Here is a 23,835-nt window from a genome sequence, read left to right as displayed (position 1 = left end):
CGTATGAGCAACCGCCCGACCCCGCACGCGACGTACCGGCTCCAACTACACGGCGACTTCGGATTCGCCGATGCCACAGCGCATCTCGACCACCTCGTCGAGTTGGGGATCAGCCACGTCTACCTCTCCCCGATCGGTACGGCGTCGGCCGGGTCGACGCACGGCTACGACTGGTTGCCGCCGCCGGCGGTCTCCGCCGTGCTGGGCGGGATCGACGGGTTGCGCGAACTGCGTTCCGCCGCAGCCCGACGCGGGCTGGGTCTGATCATCGACATCGTCCCCAATCACACCGGGGTCGCCGACGCACTCGCCAACCCGTGGTTCGCCGACCTGCTCCGCCACGGCCCGGCATCGGAGTACGCGAACTATTTCGACGCCGACTTCGGCGACGACAACGGCGCCGACGGGAAGCTGGCCCTGCCGATCGTCGCCGCCGACGGGGACCTGAGCCCGCTCGAGATCGACGAGCACGGGAATCTGCGGTACTACGATCACGCGTTCCCGATCGCCCCGGGCACCGGCGACGGAACACCGGGCGAGGTCCACTCCCGTCAGCACTATCGGCTCGTGCCATGGAACAGCGGCCTGATCGGCTACCGGCGGTTCTTCACGGTCAACGAACTCGCCGGTCTGCGCCAGGAGGACCCGGAGGTCTACGACGCGACGCACCACTGGCTGCGTGAGTTGCTCGACGCCGACCTCATCGACGGTGTGCGCGTGGATCATCCGGACGGTCTGTGGGACCCCCAGGACTATCTGCGCCGACTTCGTGCGGACGTCGGGGACGATCGTCTCCTCTACATCGAGAAGATCCTGGCGCCGGACGAGCCCCTCGAACCGACACTGCCGGTCGAGGGCACCACCGGGTACGACCACATGCGCGTGATCGATGCCGTGTTCGTGGCGCCGGCCGGCGTCGCCCAGCTCACCGAGCTACACGAACGGATCACCGGCGAGAGCGGTGATGCGCGGTGGGTGGAGGCCGCCGAGCACGATCGCAAACTCCGCACCGTGCGGGAGTCGTTCCCGGCGGAGCTCAGACGTCTCGTACGCGCCGTCATCGCGCGCGTCGAGGGATCACCGGCCGCGGATCCGGACGTGATCGCCACCGCCTGCGCCGAACTGATCGCCGCGCTCGGGGTCTACCGGGCGGACTACCCGTCGTTGCGTCCACGCCTGCTCGCCGTCGCCACCGGGATCGCCGAGGCGAAACCCGAACTGCGTGCCGCGATCGACCTCATCGTGCGGCAGACGGCGGTGCCCGGTGAGGCGACATCGAGGCTGGCGCAGACCTGCGGGGCGGTGACCGCGAAGAGTGTCGAGGACAGCTTGTTCTATCGGACGGCCCGGCTCGTCTCCGCCCAGGAGGTCGGTGGCGATCCCGCGAATCCCGTGCTGTCGCTGGCCGACTTCCACCACCACAACACCGAGCGCGCGGCACAGTGGCCGCTGGCCATGACGGCCACGTCCACGCACGACACCAAACGCGGTGAGGACGTGCGCGCGCGGATCGCGGTGCTCGCCCAGATCCCCGACCGCTGGTCCCAGCTCGTCGACAAGGTCTGGCGCGAGACCGACGTGCCGGATGACCTGACCGGTTACTTCCTCCTGCAGAACATCGTCGGGGTCTGGCCCACCGGCGCCCCGGTCACCGACGAGTTGCGGGGCCGGTTGATCGAGTACGCCCGGAAGGCGACTCGCGAGGCCGGGCTGCGCACCACGTGGACAGAGGTGAACGAGGAGTTCGAGACCGCAGTCGAGACCTGGATCGGCCAGGTCACCAGCGGGGACGTCGCATCCTCGGTCGCCGCACTCGTCGACCGCATCAGACCGGCGTGGGAGCAGGAAGCGCTGGCGCGCAAGGCGATCGCGATCCTCGGGCCCGGGGTCCCCGACATCTATCAGGGCACCGAGTGGTGGGAGGACTCCCTCGTCGATCCCGACAATCGACGACCGGTCGACTTCGGCCGGTCGACCGAGCACCCGAAGACCCGACTCGTCCAGGAAGCTCTACGTGCCCGGGCCGCGCATCCCGATGCGTTCGGCGTTGCGGGCACCTATCAACGGCTGACCGCCGACGGGCCCGCCGCCGACCACACCATCGCGTTCGTGCGCGGCACCGGCGACACCCCCTCGGTCGTCGTGGTGACCGCCCGGTTCACCCACAACCTCGACCACGATGCCGCGGCCGCGACGTCGATCACCCTGCCGCCGGGCTTCCGGTGGCGCGACGACCGAACGGAATCGGTGTACGAGGGATCGGTCGACCTCGCCTCGGCCCGTGGCGAACACCCCGTGGCGATACTCGTCCGGACGTGACGTCCACCCACCACTGATGGACGAGCGCGCCCCCGAATCGGAGGCGCGCTCGTCCATTACCGGTGAGTGTGTCAGCCCGGTTCAGCCGCCCGGCGCGGGCTGCGGTGCCGGCGACGGCTGGGGTGCCGGCGCACCTGCGGCGCCGGGCAGCGACTGCGACGGATCGATCTGACCGCTGGGGCTCCCCGGCGGCCCGTCGACCTCGGACACCAGCCACTTGCCGTCTTCCTTGCTGAGGTCCAAGCGGAAGACCATCAGGCTGGTACCGCCGCTGGGCAACTTGACGCTGCGGCCGGTCACCTCCGCCATCACCACGGTCTTGGCGGTGTCGGCATCGACGGTCTCGACGGCGACCACGCTGATCGTCGAGGACACCTCGATGTTCAGGGACTCCACATTGGCCTCGGTGTCGGCCCGTTCCTGCTCGAGGCGGTTGCGCAACTCCCCCGTCGACAGCGGACCCAGCAGTTCCTTCGAGTTGCCCGCGTTGTCGGCGTTGAGCGTCGTCACGAGCTTCGTGACGAAGTCGGCCGAGGCCGCCTTGGAGTCGGCGAACGCGTCGGCCTCTCGCTGGAGGTCGTAGGCGCGCCAGCCGAAGAACGCCACCAGCGCGATGAGGGCGACCGCGACGATGGCGGCGAGAACCTTCTTGATCCCGCCGCCGGTGACCGTGAACGAGATCTCGCGCCGATCCGAACCCGCCTTCGATGATGCTGCCGGCAACGGGTCACCCGCGGCACCGGAGGCGTCGGCACCGTCGGTCTGGGACGTGCTCGCCACCGTGCCGGTTCCGCTCCGTCGAGCCGACTTCCCCCGCGGCGTCGCCGCGGTCCCGGCGTCGTTCGTGTCCTCCGCGCTCGTCGCCCCATCGGTGTGATCGGCTGCGACAGCCCCGCTCTCGGGCGACGTGCTGTCGGCCTTCTCGTCCGTTGGATTCATATCGGGATCAGTACGATCTGGGTCATTCCGGTCAGTCATCTACAGGTCACACAACTTGTCTGTCGTCGTCGAGTGGCCGTCAGTCGTCGAGCGGCCCATCACTTGTCGAGCGGAACGGTACGGGCGTTCGGGTCGTAACCCGGCGGCGGTCCCGCGGTGTCGTCGCCCGGTGGCCGCGGCGCATTGGCCGAGCCACGGATCTGCTGACGCGGATCCTCGGTCACACAGTACAGATTGGTCGGGATGGTCAGCTCGAGGATCTGCGTCGGCCGCCGCGGCGTCACCGGGTAGTTGCAGCTCGGACGCGGGTACACCGACCCGAAGGCCCACCACGCACCGTCGTGGAACATGGTGAGGCTCTTGACACTGGCATCGCGGATCGCGGGGAACAGCGTCGCGAGCGCCGGCGCACGCAACGCACCCTGCTCGGCGATGTCGACGAACTGCTTCGTCACATCGGTGATCGGATCCGTCAACTGGTTGATCGACCCGGCCAGGCTCGTGAACTGCGAGGGACCCCGGTCGAGGAGCTCGCGGAGTTCCTTGTCGGAGGCAGCCGCCGAGTTGACCAGCGAACTCAATCCCGCCACCGTCGTGCCGAGGTCGGGCTGGATCTGTGCCGTCGTCTTGAAGATGGTCCCCGCGTTCTGGATGAACTTGGTGGTCTCCGGCAGCGCGGTGTACAGCTTCGCGAAGATCGTGCCACCGGAGTCGAAGATGACGGACAGGTCGTTCGTGCCGTCCTCGTCGTAGAGGGCGATCTTCAGATTGTCCACGGCGGAACGGAGTTTGGCCGGATCGATCTGGTTGATCAGTTCCAGCGAGGACTCGAGCAGCTGCGAGAACGGCACGGTGACCTCGGTCTGGTCGGCCCGGATGACGTCCCCGTCCTCCAGGTAGGGGCCATCGGAGGTGTCCGGCTGGAAGTCGACGTACTGCTCGCCCGCAGCCGACAGACCCAGTGCCGCAACAGTGGTGTCGCGGTTGATTCTGTACCGGTCCTCGACCGTGACGACGACCTCCACCGAATCCGGTTGCACCCGAACGGTGTCGACGTCGCCGATGCGCGCGCCGCGCAGCGTGACCCCGGACGTCTCCTGCAGACCGCCGGAGATCGGGAACTGGATGGTGAGCTTGTACTTGTCGGCGAACGGCTGCCACCGCAGGATGCCCAGGGCGAGATAGCTGAGTCCGACGACCATGACCAGTACCAGGGCGATGTTGCCCACGAGTACCGAATTCCGGCGTAGGACACCGAATATGCCGCTCATCCGCAACACCCCCTCGTCCCCGTGATCCGCGCCAGCAGACGGGTCAGTGTCTGCTGCAACGCCGCCGAACCCTCGTCCACGTCCTGGATCTCGGGCAGTCTGCTCGCCGAGTCGAAGCCGACACCCGGGCTGAGCCAGTAGACCTTCGACGACACCGCCGCCGCGCTACCCGGTGTGGACTTGACCCACTTCGGTGTGAGCTCGTGCAGGTTGTCGGCCAGCGATCCGAGCGGACCGGCGGCCTGCCGGAGCCCGGCCAGCACCGTCGACAGATGGCCCAGCATCTCGACCAGGTTGTCCTGATCGCTGTCGAGGAAGTCGTTGGTGGCCGCGGTGACCTGCTGGGTCTTGTCCAGGGTGGTCAGGATCGTGGCGATCTGCCCGTTCAGCGACTCGAGCGCCGGACCCAGTTTGTTGATCGACGCCATGATCTGCGCACGCCCGTCGGCGAGCTGACCGCTGAGCACCCGCGTGGCGGCCAGCGACCGATCGACCGCCGCCGAACTCTCGTTCAGCTTCCGGATGCCGGTGGTCAGGCCCCGGATCGCGCCGTTGAGATCCGACGGGTTCGTCGCGACCGCGCTGCTCAGCTCGGTGAGGATGATCGTCAACGAGTTCAGCGAACCGCTGTCCACGACTCCGCTCATGCTGATCAGCAGATCCTCGACCGTCGCCGCGGCCGACGTCGGACCGGTGAGCGTGTCCCCGTCCACCATCAGACCGTCGCGCGCCTCGATCGGCGGCAGCAGGGCGACGAAGACGTCGCCCAGCGGTGTGGCCTGGCGGAGTTCGGCGCCGGTCCCGACCGGGAGCTTGGTCTTCTTGCTGACCTGCATGGTCACCACGGCGGTGTAGTCCTTGGCGACGAGGTCGGTGACCTGCCCGACATCGGTTCCGTTCAGCTTCACCTTCGCCTGCGCCGGCAGGTTGAGCGCGTTGGCGAAGTTCGCGGTGATCGTGATCGAGTCACCGATGCCGCCCGGTGCGGGCAGCGGGATCTGCTCCACCGTGAGACTCGGGAGGAGTCCGCAACCGGTGAGCCCCATGAGCGCCGCGAGCAGCACCGCCATGACCCCGCCTCGGCGGACCCGGCCGTGGGATCGCGCCGGGCGCCCGGGACCGTCCGAACGGTTCAGCGAATCCATTGTCGCCGTTCTCATTTCGTCAGCTCCAGCATCGCCGAGTAGATACCGAGGTCGGGACCGAAGTCCTTGAGCTTGCCCGTTCGGCAACCGTCCTTCTGCAGGTTGATCGCCTCACAGAACTCGGCGAGGAGTTCGTTGTCGAGGAGCGTCTTGTCGAGCAGCACCTGCGCGCGCCACGCGCCCTGTTCGGCCGAGATCGAGTTGCTCAGGTTCTGGAAGAGCAGCGGGCCGACGTCGATCGTCTCGACGACCTGCCGCGAGTAGTCGCCGAGGTTGGCGGTCAGTGCGGCCAACCGGTCGAACGACACCGACATGGTGTTGGTGTTGTTCTGCAGGAACACGGTGGTGTTCTGCAGCGTCTGATTCAGGTTGGCCAGGGTGGCGAGCAGACCGGGTGCCTGATCGCCCAGCAGCTGCGAGACCTGGTTGACCGACTCGGAGAACGCCGTCATCTTCGGATAGTTCTGCACGAGGGTGGTGGTCAGGCCCTCGATGGTCTCGAGGATGTCGACGAGGGCATCGCTGTTGCCCGCCACCACATCCGACGCCCCTCCGAGTTCGTCGAGCGCCGCCCGGATCTCCTCGCCGTTGCCGGTGGCGATGCCGGAGGTGATGTCGATCATCTCCGCGAGCGGGCCGGGTCCTTCTCCCTCACCCTTGAGGGCCACCACCAGACCGTCGATGGCGTCGAACAGTTCGCCGACCGACACCGGGGCCTTCGTCTCCTTCAGGACCGACCCGTCCTCGAGCTTCGGTCCGCCGTCGTAGGCGGGTGACAGCTCGACGTGGCGGGTGGTGACGATCGAGGTGTTGACGATCGCCGCCGTGGCGTCGGCCGGGACGGGGACGTCGCTGTCGATCGTCATGGTCACCTTGACGCGCTCGCCCTGCGGTTCCACCGCGGTGACCTGACCGACCGGCATGCCGAGGACGGCTACGTCGTTGCTCACGTAGAGCCCGGCGACGTTGTCGAAGTAGGCAGTCACCTCGATGGCCTGGCCGACCGCCGCCTTCCAGCTACCCGGGATCATCGAACAGCCGGAGAGACCGAGGATGCCGAGCAGCGCGACCCCGACCAGCAGGATCGGGCGGCGGAGTCCGTGGGCGTGCATCGTCGTACCTGCCGTCGTGTCCGGGCTCATCGTTTCCGGGCTCAGCATCCGTCCACCACCCGGGCCAGGCACAGCCAGTTGTCGGGGAAGATGCCCCACGGCAGATAGCCGTTCGCGTAGGGCCCGTCGCCGATGACGTTGTTGGTCAGGCGCGCGGTGACCGGGAGGATCTCCAGCAACTTGCGGAGGTTGTTGCGGTTCTTCTCCAGGCCCTGGGTGATCGTGTTCAGGTTCGCCATGATGGGCGCGAACTGGTTGGCGTTCTCACCGGCCACCGCGGTCGCCTGCTCGGTGAGTTCGGCGATGCCGTCGAGCATCCGGGTGACCAGCTCTTCACGCGCGACGATCTTCTGGGTCAGGTCGCGTCCCTGACCCACGATCACGGCGAGCTGGGCCTGATTGTCGTTGACGATGTTGGTGATCGTCTTGGTGTCGGCGATCAATTGGTTGATCTGGTCCTTGCGATTGGTGATGACCTTCGACATCTGGGTGAGCGCCTCGAAGGTCGGCTCGGTGATCGCCGGTACGCCGGCGAGCTGCCGGTTGAGGGTGCGGATGCTCTCGGAGAGCGTCCGGTCGTCGATCCCGGTCAGGATCGGCGCGCCCGCCTCGATGGTGCGCTGGAGATCGTAGGGCACGGCGGTCTTCGCGATGTGACCGTCGGGTGCATCCTCCGACGAATCCCCCAGCGACACATCGATGTAGCGCTGACCCAGCAGCGTCGACATCTTGATCTCGGCAGAACCGTTGGACGTCACCCGGACGTCGCTGTCGACCTTCATGGTGATGGCCACGTGCTGTCCGGCGAGTTCGGTGTCGGTGACCTCACCGACGTCGATACCGGCGACGCGGACCTTGTCCCCCGGCCGGATACCGCCGGCCTGGGCGAAGTCGCCGGTGAGGGTCTTCTTGCCCAGATGCGCGGTCGCGAGAGCGGTCACGCCGAGCAACAGGGCGACGATGACCACGGCGCCGATCACGCCGAACCACACGCGCCGGTTGTCACGGAAACTCCTGCGGAACCAGCTCATCGGCACACCACCGAGTGATTCGTGCCGCCGATCTTGTTGAAGATCCCGGGCGGTAGCAGGACGTCGCCGATCGCGACGTCGAGATCACATGCATAGATGTTCAAGTAAGCGCCCTCACCGAGCACGAGCGGGAAATGACCGAGGAAGATCGGCGCGTCGACCGCCATCCGATCGAGTTTGGAGCCATTGCTGATCAGCGTGTTGGTCGCGATCCGGCCGTCCGTGGCGGCGTCGGCCAGACTCTACCGGCTCTCACTCAGCACGTCGGCGAATCCGCTTGCGGTGCGCCCGATGTCGGTCACCGCACTACCGAACGCCGCCGAGTTCGAGTTGAGGTTGGCGATCAGCGCCGACATCGATTCGATGACGGTGCCCAGCTGGCCGCCCTGGCGCGACAGGTCGCGCATGACCGCGCTCAGGTTGTTGATGATCGCGCCGAGCACGACGTCCCGGTTGCCGTGTCCTCCGCGAGGCGGCCGACTTCGGCGACCGTATAGCTCAAGGACACCGAGTTGCCCTGGAACGCCTGGATCAGGCCCTCGGACAGGGCGTTGACCTGTTCCGGGGCGAGAGTCTCGAAGACCGGCTGGAACCCGGCGAGCAACGTGGTGACGTCGAAGGAGTCCTCGGAGGGCAGCTCGAGCGTCGACCCCGGGTCGAGGGGCCGGCTCTCCCGGTCCGGGACCAGCGTCAGGTTCAGATATCGCTGCCCGATGAGGTTCTGGTAGCGGATCGCCCCCCGCGTGTTGGTGTAGACCTGCTGGTTGTCCTGCACCTCGAACGTGACCCGGGCGCGGCCGTCGGCCAATTCGATCTGGTCCACACGACCGACGCGGACACCGGCCATCCGGACGTCGTCGCCCGCGGCGAGACCCGACGCGTCACCGAAGTAGGTGGTGTAGCTGTTCGTCGTCCCCGGCACCGAGCGCTCCAGCGTCGAGAAGATCACGTAGGTGACCAGCAACGCGGCGATCCCGAAGATGGTGAAACCGATCAGCGGTTTGCGGATCGACCCCGAAGCCGCGTTCATCGTCCTCCTCCTTGACCTTCGCCGCCCCGGCCCGCCTCGGCGGCGTTGCGCACGTCGAGCGTCTGGACCAGCGGTCCCAGCATGATCGTGTCCGCTGCCGACGGGGTACGGCGCAGGACGGTGCCGAGCGTCTTGTTGTCGGCATCGGTGGTGACGTTGCCGACCGGCTTGTTACGGCGCATCCCGTCGGAGGGATAGATCGCCAGCGGACCCGACATCGTCGGTCCCGTGCCCGTGCCGGGACCCACGCAGCCCGGGCCGCGCAGGGTGCCGTAGGGGCCGCCGTCGTACACCGGGCAGTTCTGCCGGGTGTAGCGCTGGAAGGCGCCGAAGCTGACGCCGATGTTGAGCTGCACGTGGCCATTGGTGCCGGTGAACACCGTCAGCACCCGGGCGGCCAGGTTGTTCAGTGCGATCACGCCCTGCGGCAGCGAGTTCGGCTCGAGGACGAGCGCACCCAGCATCCGGTTCAGATCGGTCACCAGACGCTGACCGCTGTCGCCGTTGCGCGCGAACAGCAACTGGGTCTGATCGAGCAGGCCCTCGCTCGCTGTGAGCACCGCGGTCAGGTCACGCTGCTTCTCCGCGATGGTGATCGCCGGGATCACGCTTCGGCCCAGGGTGTCCAGCAGTTGCGGCGTCGATTGCGAGAGGCCGGTGAGCGCGGCGTCGAAGTTGTCGAAACCCGGGGGCGCGCCCGGCGGGAACTGGGCGTTGATCGAGTCGATGTAGTTCCGCAGCACGGGTACGAACGACCCGAACACCGAGCCGCCGCCCTTGAGCGCGTCGGCGATGACGCCGAGCACCTGCGCCAGTTCCTCCGGCGGCACCGCGTCGAGGATCTGCTTCAGCTCGTTCTGGGCGTCCTGCAGCTTGATCGTCTCGAGCGAGTCGTCGGCCGGGATCACGTCGCCGGCGGACAGCCGGTCGTCACCCACCTCGGCGGGCGGCACCAGCTCGACGGAGTTGACGCCGAACAGGTTCGACGGAACCGTACGCGCGGTCACCGAGGCGGGAATGCCATCGGCCTGCGCCGGTTCGATGTCGATGGCGACGTTCTTGATCAACCTGGCAGCGGCCGGATCGCGATCGCCTCGAGGGCGTCGATCTCCTCGGCGATGCGCATCGAGCCCAACTGTGCGGTGAACCGGCACCCCGACTGCGCGGTGAACGCGGTCGCGGCGAGCAGCGGTGCGATCTCGCGGGTCGTCGCGAAGGCGGACAGCCCGCCGGTCACCGGGGACATGCCGAGCAGGTTGAGGGCGGTGTAGCCCTCGATTCCCACGGTCGCGCCGCCCATGATGCCGAGGATCACCATGACGCCCACGGTGCCGCCACCGACGACGATGGCGCCGTTGCCCCAGGCCACGTCGGCGAGGAGGCGCCACACCTCTTTGCTGTAGTGACGGAACGCCAGCGGCACCGCGGCGATCGAGCGGACCAGGAAGGTGATCAGATGGCCCATCGCGGCGAGCGCATCGCGCGGACCGCGATACACCGCCTTGGCGGCCTCGAGCGGCCGCAGGGCCGGAGGTACATACCGTGACGCGGTCATCTCACACCACCCTCGACGGGAACAGGATCGCGAACAGCTGCGTGAGGATCACGTTCACCGTGAACAACAGCAGGACCGAGTTGACGACTGCGGCGTTCACCGAGTTGGCCACACCTGCGGGCCCGCCCTTCGTCGAGAGGCCGCGATCGCAGGCGACGATGGCCACGATCGCGCCGAATATGACGGCTTTGGCCAACGCGAACATGAGGTCGGCGGTGGTGGCGAAGGACGCGAAGGTGCCGGTGTAGCTACCCGGCGTGCCGCCCTGGAAGTAGACGTTGAAGACGTAGCCGGTGATGAACCCGACGAAGCAGACGAACCCGCAGAGCAAGAAGCTGACGACCATCGTCGCGAGCAGTCGCGGTGAGATCAGGCGCTCGATGGGGTTGACGCCCATGACGCGCATCGCGTCGATCTCGTCGCGGATGGTGCGGGATCCGAGGTCTGCGGCGATCGCCGAGCCGACGGCGCCCGCGAGGAGCAGCGACGTCACCAGCGGTGCACCCTGCCGGATCACACCGAGACCCGTTGCCGCGCCGGAGAACGACGTTGCGCCGACCTGACCGGCGATGTTGGACACCTGGATCGACACGATGACGCCGATCGGGATGGCGACCAGGAGGGTCGGGAAGACCGAGGTGCTAGCCATGAAGGCGCACTGACGGATGAACTCCCCGAACGGGAACCGTCGCTTGAAGAGATCGACGAAGAGGGTCCGGAACACCTCGACGAACATGCCGAGCTGGCGACCGAAAGTGTCGAACGAGGCGACGACATGGCCGTCCACCCACGACCGCACCGCCCCCCGGCCTCTTGCGACCCACCTCCTCGTCGTCCGAGGTGACTGCGTTAGTGCTCAATCCCTGCCCTTGCGTCTCGGCTTACCCGTTCACCGGCCGTCAGGTCGCGATGGCGCGTGTCGACGTCGACGCGCGTTCTCGTTCCCGCAGACCCGCTTCGCGTGCCCCCCGTGGGCATGAGCGCCGCGGGTAACATACCCCATTCCCCTCGTCCGAATGTGTCCGGCCTCACACTAGCGCCCGACTGCACCTGTCCGAGGTCCGACATACCTTGCATGATGTGACGAATCCCCCGACCGCTGCCGCTGTTGCCCAGAGCACAATAACTTGGTCGGACGACCAGCGGGAACAAAACCTACCACTTCGTTCCAATGTGGAGCCCTTCCGATCACCGCGATCACTGGGCGAAGTCCGGGTCTGGGCACCGAACGCGCAGGTCGTCGAGCTGGTGATCGGGTCGTCCGCGCAGGACCCGGCCGCGGACCGGATCGCCATGACGGCAGCCGCGGGCGGGTGGTGGCACGTGGACACCGCACCGGGAACCGAACCCGTCGGGGAACTGCGCTACGGATTCTCGATCGACGGCGGACCGGTGCGTCCTGATCCGCGGGCCGTGCGCCTGCCGGACGGGGTGCACGAACTGTCGGCGTTGTTCACCGTCGACGACGCCGGCTGGACCGACGCCGACTGGACCGGTCGCGACATCCGGGGAGCGGTGGTCTATGAGCTCCACCTCGGCACCTTCACCCCCGAGGGCACGCTCGACTCCGCCATCGGCCGGCTCGACCATCTCGTCGACCTGGGGGTCGACTTCGTCGAGCTGATGCCGGTCAACGCGTTCAACGGGGTTCACAACTGGGGCTACGACGGCGTCGGCTGGTACGCGGTGCAGGAGACCTACGGCGGACCGGCGGCGCTGGCCCGGTTCGTCGACGCCTGTCACGCCCGGGGACTCGGTGTCGTCCTCGACGTCGTCTACAACCATCTCGGTCCGTCCGGCAACTACCTACCCGACTTCGGGCCCTACCTCTCCGAGGGCGTCACATCCTGGGGATCGTCGGTCAACCTGTCCGATCCGGACTCCGACGAGGTCCGTGCGTTCATCGCCGGTACGGCCCTGCGGTGGTTCACCGAGTTCCACGTCGACGCCCTGCGCCTCGACGCGGTGCACGCGCTGGCCGATCACCGCGCCGTGCACATCCTGGAAGAACTCGCCGCCGCCACCGACGATCTCGCCGTCGAACTCGGACGGCCGCTGTCATTGATCGCCGAGAGCGACCTCAACGATCCCCGCATGATCTCCCCGCGCAGCGTCAGCGGACTCGGACTCGCCGCGCAGTGGGACGACGACATCCACCACGCGATCCACACGCTGGTGTCGGGCGAACGGCAGGGCTACTACCGCGACTTCGGAAGCTACGGCTGCCTGCAGAAGGTTCTCACCGGCGGGTTCTTCCACGACGGCACCTATTCGTCGTTCCGCAAACGCCGTCACGGACGACCTATCCCGACCGACCGGCTGCCCGCGTCGGCCCTCCTCGCCTACACCTGCAACCACGATCAGATCGGCAATCGGGCGATCGGCGACCGCCCGAGCGCCTACCTCGACGGCGGGCAGCTGGCAATCAAGGCGGCGCTGGTCCTGCTGTCCCCGTTCACCCCGATGCTGTTCATGGGTGAGGAGTGGGCGGCCGCGACACCGTTCCAGTTCTTCACCTCCCACCCGGAGCCCGAACTGGGCCGAGCCACCGCGGAGGGGCGCAAATCGGAATTCGCCGAGCACGGCTGGGACAGCGACGACGTGCCCGATCCGCAGGACCCGGCGACGTTCGAGCGGTCGAAGCTGGACTGGACCGAACTCGACGATCCCGCGCACGCGCGCGTGCTCGAGTTCTACCGAGCCCTCATCGCCTTGCGGAAAGCCGAAGCCGCACTGTCCGATCCGGCCTTCTCGTCGGTGTCCGTCGACTTCGACGAGGCGGCCGGATGGTTCGCGATGCATCGCGGTGACTGGTCCGTGGTGTGCGTGCCCGGGGACGAACCGGCCACCGTGCCCCTCGTACTCGACGTCGAGATGGCTTGGGAGCCGGCCCGTTCCGACGGCGCCGGATTCACCTCGCCGGGCCACAACGTGGTCATCGGCCGCCGCGGCAACGTCTCCTAGCCCGAAGCCGCGTGTACCGCGGCTTCGGGCCATGGATCGGGGGGTGGGGTCAGACGGCGTCGCCGCCGTCGATGCTGCCGAAGTCGCCGACCTCGACGTTGCCCTCGTCGTCGACGGCGGTGTCGAAGGTGCCGTCGCCGTCGGTGTCGGCGACGGCGATGTCGGTGTAGCCGTCGGCGTCGGTGTCGGCTTCGATGATGTCGATCTCGCCGTCGGCATTCGTGTCGTAGGCGATGGAGTCGGCCTGGCCGTCGCCGTCGGTGTCGAGGATGGCGTCGGTGGTGCCGTCACCGTCGACATCGGTGAGTGCGGCGTCGACGGCTCCGTCGCCATCGGTGTCGATCAGAACGGCGTCGGCGGGGATCTCGGTGCTCATGGGGTTGTCCTTCCAAGTGACGAGGCGCTGTGGTGGTGCACTGCCTCTGGGCGGTTCATGTACTTGGAGGCGGCACCGGATGCGAATGTTCCCGTGGTCTGGTGAGTCATCCGAATGGTCGACGCCGGAGTTTCGCGGCCCCGATTCTCAGGTCAGGTAGGCGTACGCCGGACTACCCGGCTCGAGCCGCTCACAGTGCAGCCGGGAATGGGCCATCCGGTCCATCAGGTCGCCGAGCCCGTCGCGGTGTCCCAGCTCGACGCCGACGAGGGCGGCGCCGGTCTCCCGATTGTTGCGTTTCACGTACTCGAACAGCGTGATGTCGTCGTCGGGTCCGAGAACCTCGTCGAGGAAACGCCGCAGCGCACCCGGCTCCTGTGGGAAGTCGACCAGGAAGTAGTGCTTGAGTCCCCGGTGCACCAGCGAGCGCTCGATGATCTCGCCGTACCGGGACACGTCGTTGTTGCCGCCGGAGACCAGGCACACCACGGTGGAGTCCGCGGGCAGCTGCAGTTTGTCGAGGATCGCGACGGCGAGCGCCCCCGCGGGTTCGGCGATGATGCCCTCGTTCTGGTAGAGCCCGAGCATCGCGGAGCAGATGGCGCCTTCATCGACGTGGGTGATGTGCGCGGTTCCCGGCACGGGGGCGTGGCGTTCGTCGGGTACCACGCGTGCGGAGGGGGCGTCGGTGATGCTCGCCAGCACCGGGTGATCGGTCACGGTCGCGCCCATCTCCGACAGCACCCGGTGCCCGATGGTCCCGATGCGCTTCACCGCTGCCCCGTCGACGAACGGGTCGATCTCGGCGAGGGTCACCGGTCCCCCGTTGACGAGGGCGGCGCTCAGCGACACCGCGCCGGTCGGTTCGACACCGACGATCGTGACGTCCTCGGACAGGCCGCGAAAATAGGTGGCCATCCCGGCCAGGCATCCCCCGCCGCCGACCGGTGCGACCACGACGTCGGGAACACGACCGAGCTGTTCGACGATCTCGTGCGCGATGGTCCCCTGACCGGCCGCGGTCCGCGGGTCGTCGAATGCGTGAATCCACGCGGACCCGGTACGCATCACGTCGTCCTGAGCAGCGGCCGCGGCGGCGTCGTAGGTGTCGCCGACGGCCCTGAGATCGACGAAGTCACCACCGTGCCAACGGATTCGATCTCGTTTCTGCTTGGGCGTGGTGGTCGGGACATAGATGCGTCCGGGCACCTGCATGCTCCGGCATGCGAACGCGACCCCCTGGGCGTGATTGCCGGCGCTGGCCGCGACGACGCCACGCGACAGCTCCTCGGCGGACAGCTGCGCCATCACGTTGTAGGCACCGCGCAGTTTGTAGGAACGGACGGCCTGGAGGTCCTCGCGCTTGAGGAAGATCTCGGCCCCGGTGTCGGCGGACAGCCGCGGGCAGATCTCGAGCGGGGTACGCGCCACCGCGTCGGCGATACGGATCGATGCGGCTTCGATCGCGTCTACCGACAACGCCTGTTGATGGACCGGGACGTGGTGCGTACTCACGACAGCCATGTTCTCACTGTCTGCCGGTGATCCGATGTCGCGGGTTCCGACGCCCGTCCGCGACCGCGTCGTGGGTCGTGGCATGGCGGCGCCGGACGAATCAGCGTCGCGGCACATTCGCGCACCCGATGGCGTAACACTGGACGGGTGCGTTTGACAGCGGGCCGGACGGGAATCTTCCCGACGACCGTCTCGCCCAGCCATCGCCGACGGCGACCAGCCTCACCGACCAGGGAGCAGCCATGACAACTCGTCGAACCTTCCCACCCCGCACGCGACGCCTGTCGCGACTGGCCGCGCTCGGCGCGGCCGCCTCCCTGGCGGTCGGGCTCGCAGCCGCCGTCGACCCCGCCCCGGCCTCGGCCGCCCCCGTGTGTGCGGGTGCCGGACAGCCGGCGCGACTCGTCGGGTCGGTGCCCGGCGCGGCGCTCGAGGGCCTGACCGTCGACGCCGCCGGACGCCTCTACACCACCGACCTGATCACCGGTCGCGTGTATCGCCTGGCCGGACCGGGCGCACCTGCGGTTCCGATCGCACGCGTGCCGGGCGGGAGCGGAGCGGGCGCGCTGGCGTGGACCCCCGGCGGCACCCTGCTGGTCGGATACGGCGCCGACCCGCGTGTCTTCGTGGGCGACGCGCTGCGACACGCATCCATCGCCCGGCTCGACATCAACACCCGCGCACTGCGGCCCTGGGTGACGGGACTCTCGGCGGCCAACGGGATGGACGTGTCGGCGCGCGGAAATGTGTACGCCACCAACGACTTCGGCAATCTCATCGGTCGGGTGAGCCCCACCGGCGCCGTGCAGGCTGCCTGGGGAGCGCTGCCGAGCGCGAACGGAGCAGTTCTCGGACGCGGCGACGGGTGGCTGTACGTGTCGAGGACCTTCGTGAACCCGGGCGTCAGCCGGATCTCCACCGCGAATCCGCGCGTCGTGCAGAACCTGCTCAACGTCGGTGCGCCGTCGACGCCGGACGGACTGACCCTCGATTCACGCGACCGACCGGTGGTGCCGTTCAACGCGACGGGTGAGATCGTGCGCGTGACGGCGCCCGGAAGCTACTGCGTGCTCGCGACGGGCCTACCGACCTCGAGCATCGTGTCCTACGGGCGAGGCGACCGCGGGTTCTCGGCCGGACGTCTCTTCCGCGCCGGATTCGACGGACGGATCTACGAGATCCCCGGCGGGTTCGATGCCGGCGCGACGGCCGCCGTCCCAGGCAGGTAGCGCTCGCCCCACCACACCGCGAGCAGCGTCAATCCGCTCGCCCAGGCGGTGACCGCGAGTGAGCCGAGGAGAACGAGGCTGACCAGTGCCACCACGACCGCGGCGGCGACGGCGTGCGCCTTGTGGACCGGCCACTGCGCACCCAGGACATCGACGGTGCGGGGCTGTCGCGATGCCGGACGACCGGGGTCGACGTCGATCAGAGTCGCCATGTCGGATCACTCCCTCACTGGCCGGGTGCGCTGGACGTGCCGTCGAGTGTAGCGCAGAACGAACGAAAATGTTCGGCGACCCGAATCCTGGGTCACGGCCGGGTGAAGTCGGTCGAGCAGGCGACCCTCACTTCAGCCGCGTCAACTCAGACAGCTTGGTCCCAGGAGGGCTTTGAGGTCGCCCATCAGCGCCGAACTCGGGGCCACACGTAACGACTCGGTCAGTTTCAGCTGGGTCTGCCGCTTGTCGCTGACGAGCGTCACGTGCACGTCGGCCATGCCGGGATGCCGGGTCAGCACCTGCTTGAGCGCCGCCACGCGGTCGGGGGTGCAGAGTCGCGCCGACAGTGTCAGGGCCACCGGTTTGGTCGCCCCCGCGGTTTCCAGATCCGGCACCGCGAGATCGTTCGCGCTGATCATCATGCTGTCGTCGCGCAGGTTGACGCGCGCCTTGATCAGGACGATGTTGTCGGCGACGATGTCCATCCCGTACGCGACGTAGGCCCGCGGGAAGAAGTACACCTCGACTCCACCGACCATGTCCTCGAGGGTCACTGCGGCCCACGGCTCGCCCTTCTTGTTCACCCGCCGGGTCACCGAGGAGATGATGCCGCCGATGGTGATCTGGGCGCCGTCGGCGACGTTGCCCTCGAGGAGCGTCGAGATCGAGGTGTCGGTGTGCGCGGCGATCGCATGCTCGACGCCGCTGAGCGGATGGCCGGACACGTACAGCCCCAGCATCTCCCGCTCGATGGCGAGCTTGTGCTTGGTGTCCCATTCTTCTTCGGGCACCTTGACCGCGAACACCTCGGCCATCGAGTCGTCGGCACCGCCGGCGTCGCCGAAGAGGTCGAACTGTCCGATCGCCTCGGCCTTCTTGGTTCCGATGACCGATTCGACGGCCTCCCCGTGTACGAGGAACAGACCCTTGCGCGGGTGTCCGAGTGAGTCGAAGGCGCCGGCCTTGATCAGCGACTCGGTCACCTTCTTGCTGCAGGCGGTGACGTCGATCTTGCCGAGGTAGTCGGAGAAGTTGGTGAATTTTCCCTTCTCCTCGCGCGCGGCGATGATCGAACCGACGACGCCGGAGCCGACGTTGCGGATCGCGGCGAGACCGAATCGGATGTCCTTGCCAACCGCGGCGAAGTTCCGCTGCGACTCGTTGACGTCGGGCGGCAGCACGGTGATCCCGAGCTTGCGACAGTCGGCCAGGTAGATCGCGGCCTTGTCCTTGTCGTCGCCGACCGAGGTCAAAAGGCCGGCCATGTACTCGGCGGGATAGTTCGCCTTGAGGTACGCGGTCCAGAAGGACACCAGCCCGTAGCCGGCGGCGTGCGACTTGTTGAACGCGTAGCCGGCGAACGGCAGGACGGTGTCCCACAGCGCGGTGATCGCGGCCTGGGAGAAACCGTTGTTGCGCATGCCCTCCGCGAAACCGTCGTAGGCCTCGTCGAGGATCTCCTTCTTCTTCTTGCCCATCGCGCGACGCAGCAGGTCGGCCTGTCCGAGCGAGTACCCGGCGACCTTCTGCGCGATCTGCATGATCTGCTCTTGGTAGACGATGAGACCGTAGGTCTCCGACAGGATCTCCTTGAGCGGCTCCTCCAGCTCGGGATGGATCGGCCGGATCTCCTGCAGACCGTTCTTGCGCTTGGCGTAGTCGGTGTGGGCGTTCACACCCATCGGGCCGGGACGGTACAGCGCGAGCACGGCGACGATGTCCTCGAACCCGGTGGGCTGCATCATCTTCAGGAGTTCGCGCATGGCGGCGCCGTCGAGCTGGAACACCCCGAGGGTGTCACCACGGGCGAGCAGTTCGTAGGTCTTCTCGTCTTCGAGCGGCAGCGAGTCGAGGTCGAGATCGATTCCCCGGTTGAGCTTGATGTTCTCCAGGGCGTCACCGATGACGGTGAGGTTGCGCAGACCCAGGAAGTCCATCTTCAGCAGGCCGATCGCCTCACACGACGGGTAGTCCCAGCCGGTGATGATGGCGCCGTCCTGCGCGCGCTTCCACACCGGGATCGCGTCGGTCAGCGGCTCCGAGGACATGATCACCGCACACGCGTGCACACCGGCGTTGCGGATCAGACCCTCCAGTCCGATCGCGGTGTCGTAGATCTTCTTGACGTCCGGATCGGTCTCGATGAGCGTGCGGACCTCGGCGGCCTCGTTGTAGCGCTCGTGTTCGGGGTTGGTGATACCCCAGACCGGGATGTCCTTGGCCATGATGGGCGGCGGCAGCGCCTTGGTGATGCGGTCGGCGATCGCGAATCCCGGCTGACCGAACTGGACGCGCGCCGAGTCCTTGATCGCGGCCTTCGTCTTGATGGTGCCGAACGTGATGACCTGGGCCACCTTGTCGCTGCCCCACCGGTCGGTCGCGTACCGCACCATCTCGCCTCGACGACGGTCGTCGAAGTCGATGTCGATGTCGGGCATCGACACCCGCTCGGGGTTGAGGAACCGCTCGAAGAGCAGGCCGTGCGGGATCGGGTCGATGTTGGTGATGCCCAGCGCCCAGGCCACGAGCGAACCGGCCGCCGAGCCACGGCCCGGGCCGACCCGGATGCCGACCTCGAGAGCGTGGCGGATGAGGTCGCCGACGACGAGGAAGTAGGCCGGGAACCCCATCTGGATGATGACGTCGAGTTCGTAGTTGGCGCGCTGCAGGTATTCCTCGGGCACCTCGGTGCCGGCGAAACGGCGCTCCGCGAGTCCCTTCGCGACCTCCTTGCGCAGGAACGTCTGCTGCGTCTCACCGTCGGGGACCGGGAAGACCGGCATCCGGTCGCGGTGGGTGAAGACCTCTTTGTAGGACTCGACGCGCTCGCCGATCTCCAGGGTGTTGTCACACGCCCCGGGGACGATCGAGTCCCACTGCTCGCGCATCTCGGCCGCGGACTTCAGGTAGTAACCGTCGCCGTCGAACTTGAACCGGGTCGGATCGGAGAGGGTCTTGCCGGTCTGCACGCACAGCAGCGCCTCGTGCGCCGCGGCGTGCTCCTTGGTCACGTAGTGGCAGTCGTTCGTGACGATCGGCTTGATGCCCAGCTTGCGACCGATCTCGAGCAGACCGTCGCGCACGCGCCGCTCGATCTCGAGCCCGTGCTCCATGAGTTCGAGGTAGAAGTTGTCTTTGCCGAAGATCTCCTGCCACTTCGCCGCGGCCTCGAGCGCCTCGCGGTCGTGGCCGAGCCGGAGTCGGGTCTGCACCTCACCGGACGGGCATCCCGTCGTCGCGATGATCCCCTCGGCGTGCTCGGCGATCAGGTCCACGTCCATCCGCGACCACTTGCCGAGCTGCCCCTCGATCGACGCGAGGGACGACAGCTTGAACAGGTTGCGCAGCCCGGTCGCGTTCTCGGCGACCATCGTCATGTGGGTGTACGCACCCGAGCCGGAGACGTCGTCGCTCTTCTGATCGCGGGTGCCCCACTGGATTCGTTTGGTGTCGAATCGCGAGCCGGGGGCGATGTAGGCCTCGATGCCGATGATCGGCTTGATGTCGTTCTTGACCGCCGTGTTGTAGAACTCGCTGGCGCCGAACATGTTTCCGTGGTCGGTCATGCCGATCGCGGTCATCCCCAGACGTTTTGCCTCGGCGAACAACGGGGACACCTTCGCCGCACCGTCGAGCATGGAGTACTCGGTGTGGTTGTGCAGGTGTACAAACGAGTCCGTCACGGCGCCTCTTCTGTCGAGATCAGTCGGTAGATGTCGGGTCAGTCGTCAGATGTCGGTTCGGTCGGCGGTCATCGGCACCCGGAGAGTGCGCCCGAAGGCGGTCGGGCGGGTCCGAGTCCGGGTCCACTCTAGGCGCGTGCACCGACACCGCCGGGCTCCCACTCCGCGTCGTGACGGATGGGACAGCTGTGGTAGCGGAGCCGGTTCGCTCACCGCGCTCACAGGGCCATGAACACGATGACGATCGCGACCAGCAACACCACGGCGACGATCGCCAGCACGATGGGCAACCGGTTCGACGACGACGGCGTCGATGAAGTCGGACCCGCCGGCCCGGCCCAGCCCCGGGCACCCTGACCGGGCAGCCCGCCGGGTCCCGCGGCATCCAGGCCGCGCGGCGGGGTGCCGGCCGGTGTCGGGCCGACGCCGCCCGGGCGGCTCCGGTCGGGCCGCAGGTGGTCGTTGCTCTGCCGGAACGGATTCGACGGCAGGTGCTGCCACACCGCCGGATCGGCACCGGTCGTCGGCCTCGATCTCGGGCCGCGCCCGGGCACCCGCGAGCCCGGCGCGGGGCCGGAGGACGGCGTGGCCGCACCCGGTGGGGCGTTCGGAGGACCGCCCCGCGCCGGGGCCGCGCGCTGCGTCGCTTCATGTGCCGGGTCCACGTTCGCCGCGGGACGGCCGGGCCCGGGTCGGCGGGGCTCGGCCGGCCCCGGCCGTGATCGACGTTCCGCGGGTGGTCGGTCGGGGGTCGCGGCGCGACCGGCGGGCGGCGGTGTCGGCCGGTCGAACCGTCCCGGCATGTCCGGCGTGCGCGGACCCGGGACGGCGCCGCCGGCCATCCGACCGGGGAGGCCGCGGACCGTCTCCGCGTCGAGGTCGGCGGCCGACCTCGGCCGCACGTTCCGCAGACCCGTCGCCAGCGCATCGGCGAACTCCCGGCAGCTGGCGAAGCGCTCGTCCGGGGACTTCGCCATCGCACGCGCGATGACCGCGTCGGCGTCGGGCGAGAGTCCGGGCACGAGCTCGGAAACCCGCGGTACGGGTTCTTTCAGATGTGCTCCGATGACGGCGCCGTTGTCGCGGTCGTCGAAGGGCACGCGTCCGGTGAGCAGGTGGCCGCCAGCGAATACTGGTCGGTCCGGCCACCGAGTCGACGACCCGTCAGCTGCTCCGGCGACGCGTACGACAGCGTGGCGAGGACCGTGCCGACCGAGGTGAGCGCCTCGGTCTCGTCGGACAGTTTGGCGACCCCGAAGTCGGTCAGCAGGACCCGCTGCTCGTCGAACGACGAATCCTCGTCGACCTCGGCGAGCAAGATGTTGGCGGGTTTCACATCGCGGTGCAGCAGTCCGCGCCGGTTGGCGTGGTCGATCCCCCGCGCCACCTCCGACACGATGTGCACCACGCGACGCGGGGCGAGGCGGCCGCGTCCGGCGAGTTCGCGCGCACAGTCGGTTCCCGGGACGTACTGCATGGCGATCCAGAGCAGATCGGCCTCCGCCGACTTGTCCGGCCTCGACGCCACCGGCACACTCGCACGTCCGCGGTTGAACACGGTGACGATGTTCGGGTGGTCGAGCGTGGCCGCGACCTCCGCCTCACGCAGGAACCGCCGGCGAAAGTTGCTGTCCGTGAGCCCGGCCGAGGCCTTCAGCACCTTCAGGGCGTCGTACCGGGGCAGCTCCGGATGCCGGGCGAGGAAGACCGCACCCATGCCGCCGCTGCCGAGTACCCGTTCGACGCGGTACCCGGCGACGAGGGTTCCCGGCTCGAGCACTCCCCCAATCTAGCGGTGTGTCTCGGAAATAGTCGATCGAACGGCCTGGTCGCGGGAGGCCTCAGGCCCGCTCGCTCCGCTCCCGGCGCCTCGTGAGGTCAGGTCGCGCGCAGGACCTCGAGCGCGTGCTGCAGGTCCTCGGGGTATGACGAGGTGAACTCCACCTGTCGGCCGTCGGCCGGATGGGCGAACCCGAGCGACCGCGCGTGCAGCCATTGGCGTTCCAGACCCAGCTTCTTGCCCAGCACCGGATCGGCGCCGTACGTGGGATCACCGCAGCACGGATGGTGGAGGGCCGAGAAGTGAACCCGGATCTGGTGTGTGCGACCGGTTTCGAGGTGAACGTCCAGCAGCGACGCCGACGCGAACATCTCCAGGGTGTCGTAGTGGGTGACACTCGGTTTGCCGTTCGCGGTCACCGCGAACTTCCAGTCGTTGCCGCGGTGGCGGCCGATCGGCGCATCGATGGTCCCCGACGGCGGATCGAGGTGCCCCTGGACGAGCGCGTGGTAACCCTTGTGTACGGTCCGCTGTTTGAACGCCCGCTTGAGCAACGTGTACGCCCGTTCGGACACCGCGACCACCATGACCCCCGACGTGCCGACATCGAGACGGTGGACGATCCCTTGACGTTCGTGCGCTCCCGAGGTCGAGATCCGGAAACCCGCAGCCGCGAGGGCCCCGATGACCGTCGGGCCGCTCCAGCCCAGCGAGGGATGCGCGGCGACACCCACCGGCTTGTCGACGACGACGATGTCGGAGTCGTGGTAGATGACCTCGAGGTCCTCGACCGGGGTCGGCTCGACGCGCAGCGGCTCCTCCGGTTCGGGCAGCGTGACGTGCAGCATCGTGCCCGCGGCGAGTTTGTGCGACTTCCCCACCGCCACGCCGTCGACGACGACGTCGCCCTCCTCGGCCAGGGTGGCGACGACGGTGCGCGACAGCCCGAGCATCCGGGAGACACCGGCGTCCACGCGCATCCCGTCGAGGCCGTCGGGCACCGGCAGGAACCGCGATTCACGCATGCGCGCCGCCCTCGGTGCCGGCCGGGTCGCGCTGCTCACGGCGGGCCGCCCAGCCCGTGCGGGTGCCGTCGTAGTCGAAACCGAGCGCGGAGAGGACGACCAGGAGGATCGCGCCGCACACCACGGCGGAGTCGGCGACGTTGAACACCGGCCACCACCCCACCGACACGAAGTCGACGACATGGCCCTGAAGTGGTTGCGGGGCACGGAAGATGCGGTCCGTCAGGTTGCCGATGGCGCCGCCGAGCACGAGGGCCAGCCCCGCCACCCACCACCAGGAGCGCAGCCGGCTGCTGTAGCGGATGATCACGAGCACGACCACCAGGGCGATGATCGATAGCACCCAGGTGTATCCGGTGGCCATGGAGAAGGCCGCGCCGCTGTTGCGGACCAGACGCAGCGTGACGAAGTCGCCGATGATCTCCACCGGGCGCATCGGGTCGATCGCGGCGACCGCGATCGATTTCGTCAGCTGGTCGAGTCCCAGGACCACGAGCGCGACGCCGAGCACCACGATCGTCGCCGTCGGCACCCGGCGGCCGGGACGTGCGGCGGCGTCGGTGTCGTCGGGTCGGCGGTCGGCCCCGGGTTCGACACGGTCGTGCGGGTCCACGTGCTCTCGATCCGTCAGGGGTTGGTCATCCACAG

General features: G+C 68.1%; 17 protein-coding genes and 3 pseudogenes. 3 read left to right on the top strand and 17 right to left on the bottom strand.

From position 1 onward, the window contains the following. The first annotated feature begins 3 nt into the window (after positions 1 to 3). Positions 4 to 2,319 (top strand): malto-oligosyltrehalose synthase, encoded by a 2,316-nt coding sequence (gene treY, locus B1818_RS11790; RefSeq protein ID WP_078112853.1) that lies wholly within the window; start codon positions 4 to 6, stop codon positions 2,317 to 2,319. Positions 2,320 to 2,400: 81 nt separating this feature from the next. On the opposite strand, the gene B1818_RS11785 is transcribed toward treY, so the two are convergent. The 9 genes and pseudogenes from B1818_RS11785 to B1818_RS11745 form a co-directional block, all read right to left on the bottom strand. Continuing rightward, entirely contained in the window at positions 2,401 to 3,297 is an 897-nt protein-coding gene (locus tag B1818_RS11785) for a hypothetical protein (protein WP_078112852.1), read from the bottom strand. A 59-nt stretch (positions 3,298 to 3,356) separates the two neighbouring features. Further along, positions 3,357 to 4,529, bottom strand: a complete 1,173-nt coding sequence (locus B1818_RS11780) for an MlaD family protein (RefSeq protein ID WP_078112851.1) — start codon at positions 4,527 to 4,529, stop codon at positions 3,357 to 3,359. Continuing rightward, on the bottom strand, positions 4,526 to 5,674 hold the full coding sequence (locus B1818_RS11775; protein ID WP_078112850.1) for an MlaD family protein: 1,149 nt from the start codon (positions 5,672 to 5,674) through the stop codon (positions 4,526 to 4,528). The genes B1818_RS11780 and B1818_RS11775 overlap by 4 nt, the downstream gene beginning before the upstream one ends. Before the next feature lie 11 nt (positions 5,675 to 5,685). Continuing rightward, the gene (locus tag B1818_RS11770) at positions 5,686 to 6,786 is read right to left on the bottom strand and encodes an MCE family protein (RefSeq protein WP_078112849.1); all 1,101 of its coding nucleotides are present in this window, start codon (positions 6,784 to 6,786) and stop codon (positions 5,686 to 5,688) included. A gap of 41 nt (positions 6,787 to 6,827) precedes the next feature. Beyond that, the gene (locus tag B1818_RS11765; RefSeq protein WP_078112880.1) at positions 6,828 to 7,817 is read right to left on the bottom strand and encodes an MCE family protein; all 990 of its coding nucleotides are present in this window, start codon (positions 7,815 to 7,817) and stop codon (positions 6,828 to 6,830) included. Beyond that, positions 7,814 to 8,847 (bottom strand): annotated as a pseudogene (locus tag B1818_RS11760) (MCE family protein). The gene B1818_RS11765 and the pseudogene B1818_RS11760 overlap by 4 nt, the downstream one beginning before the upstream one ends. Beyond that, positions 8,844 to 9,923 (bottom strand): annotated as a pseudogene (locus B1818_RS11755) (MCE family protein); the annotation flags it as partial. The pseudogenes B1818_RS11760 and B1818_RS11755, both read right to left, overlap by 4 nt. Then, positions 9,917 to 10,402, bottom strand: a pseudogene (locus B1818_RS11750) (MlaE family ABC transporter permease); the annotation flags it as partial. The pseudogenes B1818_RS11755 and B1818_RS11750, both read right to left, overlap by 7 nt. 1 nt (position 10,403) lies before the next feature. Beyond that, complete coding sequence (locus B1818_RS11745; RefSeq protein ID WP_254859653.1) at positions 10,404 to 11,138, bottom strand: ABC transporter permease; 735 nt, start codon at positions 11,136 to 11,138, stop codon at positions 10,404 to 10,406. Between the two features lie 437 nt (positions 11,139 to 11,575). Here B1818_RS11745 and treZ point away from each other — a divergent pair, with 437 nt between their 5' ends. Continuing rightward, on the top strand, positions 11,576 to 13,366 hold the full coding sequence (gene treZ / locus B1818_RS11740; protein ID WP_078112847.1) for a malto-oligosyltrehalose trehalohydrolase: 1,791 nt from the start codon (positions 11,576 to 11,578) through the stop codon (positions 13,364 to 13,366). Positions 13,367 to 13,415: 49 nt separating this feature from the next. Here treZ and B1818_RS11735 read toward each other — a convergent pair whose 3' ends face one another. Together B1818_RS11735 and ilvA are read right to left on the bottom strand one after the other, a co-directional pair. Beyond that, complete coding sequence (locus tag B1818_RS11735) at positions 13,416 to 13,742, bottom strand: hypothetical protein (protein ID WP_065629118.1); 327 nt, start codon at positions 13,740 to 13,742, stop codon at positions 13,416 to 13,418. 147 nt (positions 13,743 to 13,889) lie between these two features. Next, the gene (ilvA, locus tag B1818_RS11730; RefSeq protein WP_078112879.1) at positions 13,890 to 15,266 is read right to left on the bottom strand and encodes a threonine ammonia-lyase IlvA; all 1,377 of its coding nucleotides are present in this window, start codon (positions 15,264 to 15,266) and stop codon (positions 13,890 to 13,892) included. A 233-nt stretch (positions 15,267 to 15,499) separates the two neighbouring features. Between ilvA and B1818_RS11725 the strand changes: the two genes are divergently transcribed. Continuing rightward, on the top strand, positions 15,500 to 16,486 hold the full coding sequence (locus B1818_RS11725; RefSeq protein WP_078112846.1) for an SMP-30/gluconolactonase/LRE family protein: 987 nt from the start codon (positions 15,500 to 15,502) through the stop codon (positions 16,484 to 16,486). Here the strand turns inward: B1818_RS11725 and B1818_RS11720 are convergent. From B1818_RS11720 to lspA, 6 genes are all read right to left on the bottom strand, one after another. After that, positions 16,429 to 16,698, bottom strand: coding sequence for a hypothetical protein (locus B1818_RS11720; RefSeq protein ID WP_055476140.1), 270 nt, complete (start codon positions 16,696 to 16,698; stop codon positions 16,429 to 16,431). The two genes, B1818_RS11725 and B1818_RS11720, sit on opposite strands and share 58 nt — an antisense overlap. A 141-nt stretch (positions 16,699 to 16,839) precedes the next feature. Next, positions 16,840 to 20,382, bottom strand: coding sequence for a DNA polymerase III subunit alpha (gene dnaE / locus B1818_RS11715; protein WP_058251733.1), 3,543 nt, complete (start codon positions 20,380 to 20,382; stop codon positions 16,840 to 16,842). A 218-nt stretch (positions 20,383 to 20,600) separates the two neighbouring features. Next, positions 20,601 to 21,482, bottom strand: coding sequence for a hypothetical protein (locus tag B1818_RS24675; RefSeq protein ID WP_265966498.1), 882 nt, complete (start codon positions 21,480 to 21,482; stop codon positions 20,601 to 20,603). After that, complete coding sequence (locus tag B1818_RS24430) at positions 21,434 to 22,162, bottom strand: serine/threonine-protein kinase (protein WP_254859650.1); 729 nt, start codon at positions 22,160 to 22,162, stop codon at positions 21,434 to 21,436. The genes B1818_RS24675 and B1818_RS24430 overlap by 49 nt, the downstream gene beginning before the upstream one ends. A 98-nt stretch (positions 22,163 to 22,260) precedes the next feature. Then, the gene (locus B1818_RS11705) at positions 22,261 to 23,187 is read right to left on the bottom strand and encodes an RluA family pseudouridine synthase (RefSeq protein ID WP_078112878.1); all 927 of its coding nucleotides are present in this window, start codon (positions 23,185 to 23,187) and stop codon (positions 22,261 to 22,263) included. Beyond that, positions 23,180 to 23,833 (bottom strand): signal peptidase II, encoded by a 654-nt coding sequence (gene lspA / locus B1818_RS11700; protein ID WP_249356492.1) that lies wholly within the window; start codon positions 23,831 to 23,833, stop codon positions 23,180 to 23,182. Before lspA ends, B1818_RS11705 begins: the two co-directional genes overlap by 8 nt. Positions 23,834 to 23,835: the final 2 nt, after the last annotated feature.

The sequence above is a fragment of the Gordonia sp. IITR100 genome (assembly GCF_002009645.1).
Classification (GTDB): domain Bacteria; phylum Actinomycetota; class Actinomycetes; order Mycobacteriales; family Mycobacteriaceae; genus Gordonia; species Gordonia hongkongensis.
Note: the sequence above shows the minus strand (reverse complement) of the source record. Positions and strands in the feature narration are given on the sequence as shown.

Bases quoted from the DNA above. Each gene is read 5' to 3' on its own strand.
- treY (WP_078112853.1), top strand. From the start codon at position 4: ATGAGCAACCGCCCGACCCCGCACGCGACGTACCGGCTCCAACTACAC.
- B1818_RS11785 (WP_078112852.1), bottom strand. From the start codon at position 3,297: ATGACTGACCGGAATGACCCAGATCGTACTGATCCCGATATGAATCCA.
- B1818_RS11780 (WP_078112851.1), bottom strand. From the start codon at position 4,529: ATGAGCGGCATATTCGGTGTCCTACGCCGGAATTCGGTACTCGTGGGC.
- B1818_RS11775 (WP_078112850.1), bottom strand. From the start codon at position 5,674: ATGGATTCGCTGAACCGTTCGGACGGTCCCGGGCGCCCGGCGCGATCC.
- B1818_RS11770 (WP_078112849.1), bottom strand. From the start codon at position 6,786: ATGCACGCCCACGGACTCCGCCGCCCGATCCTGCTGGTCGGGGTCGCG.
- B1818_RS11765 (WP_078112880.1), bottom strand. From the start codon at position 7,817: ATGAGCTGGTTCCGCAGGAGTTTCCGTGACAACCGGCGCGTGTGGTTC.
- B1818_RS11745 (WP_254859653.1), bottom strand. From the start codon at position 11,138: ATGTTCGTCGAGGTGTTCCGGACCCTCTTCGTCGATCTCTTCAAGCGA.
- B1818_RS11735 (WP_065629118.1), bottom strand. From the start codon at position 13,742: ATGAGCACCGAGATCCCCGCCGACGCCGTTCTGATCGACACCGATGGC.
- ilvA (WP_078112879.1), bottom strand. From the start codon at position 15,266: ATGGCTGTCGTGAGTACGCACCACGTCCCGGTCCATCAACAGGCGTTG.
- B1818_RS11725 (WP_078112846.1), top strand. From the start codon at position 15,500: ATGACAACTCGTCGAACCTTCCCACCCCGCACGCGACGCCTGTCGCGA.
- B1818_RS11720 (WP_055476140.1), bottom strand. From the start codon at position 16,698: ATGGCGACTCTGATCGACGTCGACCCCGGTCGTCCGGCATCGCGACAG.
- B1818_RS11705 (WP_078112878.1), bottom strand. From the start codon at position 23,187: ATGCGTGAATCGCGGTTCCTGCCGGTGCCCGACGGCCTCGACGGGATG.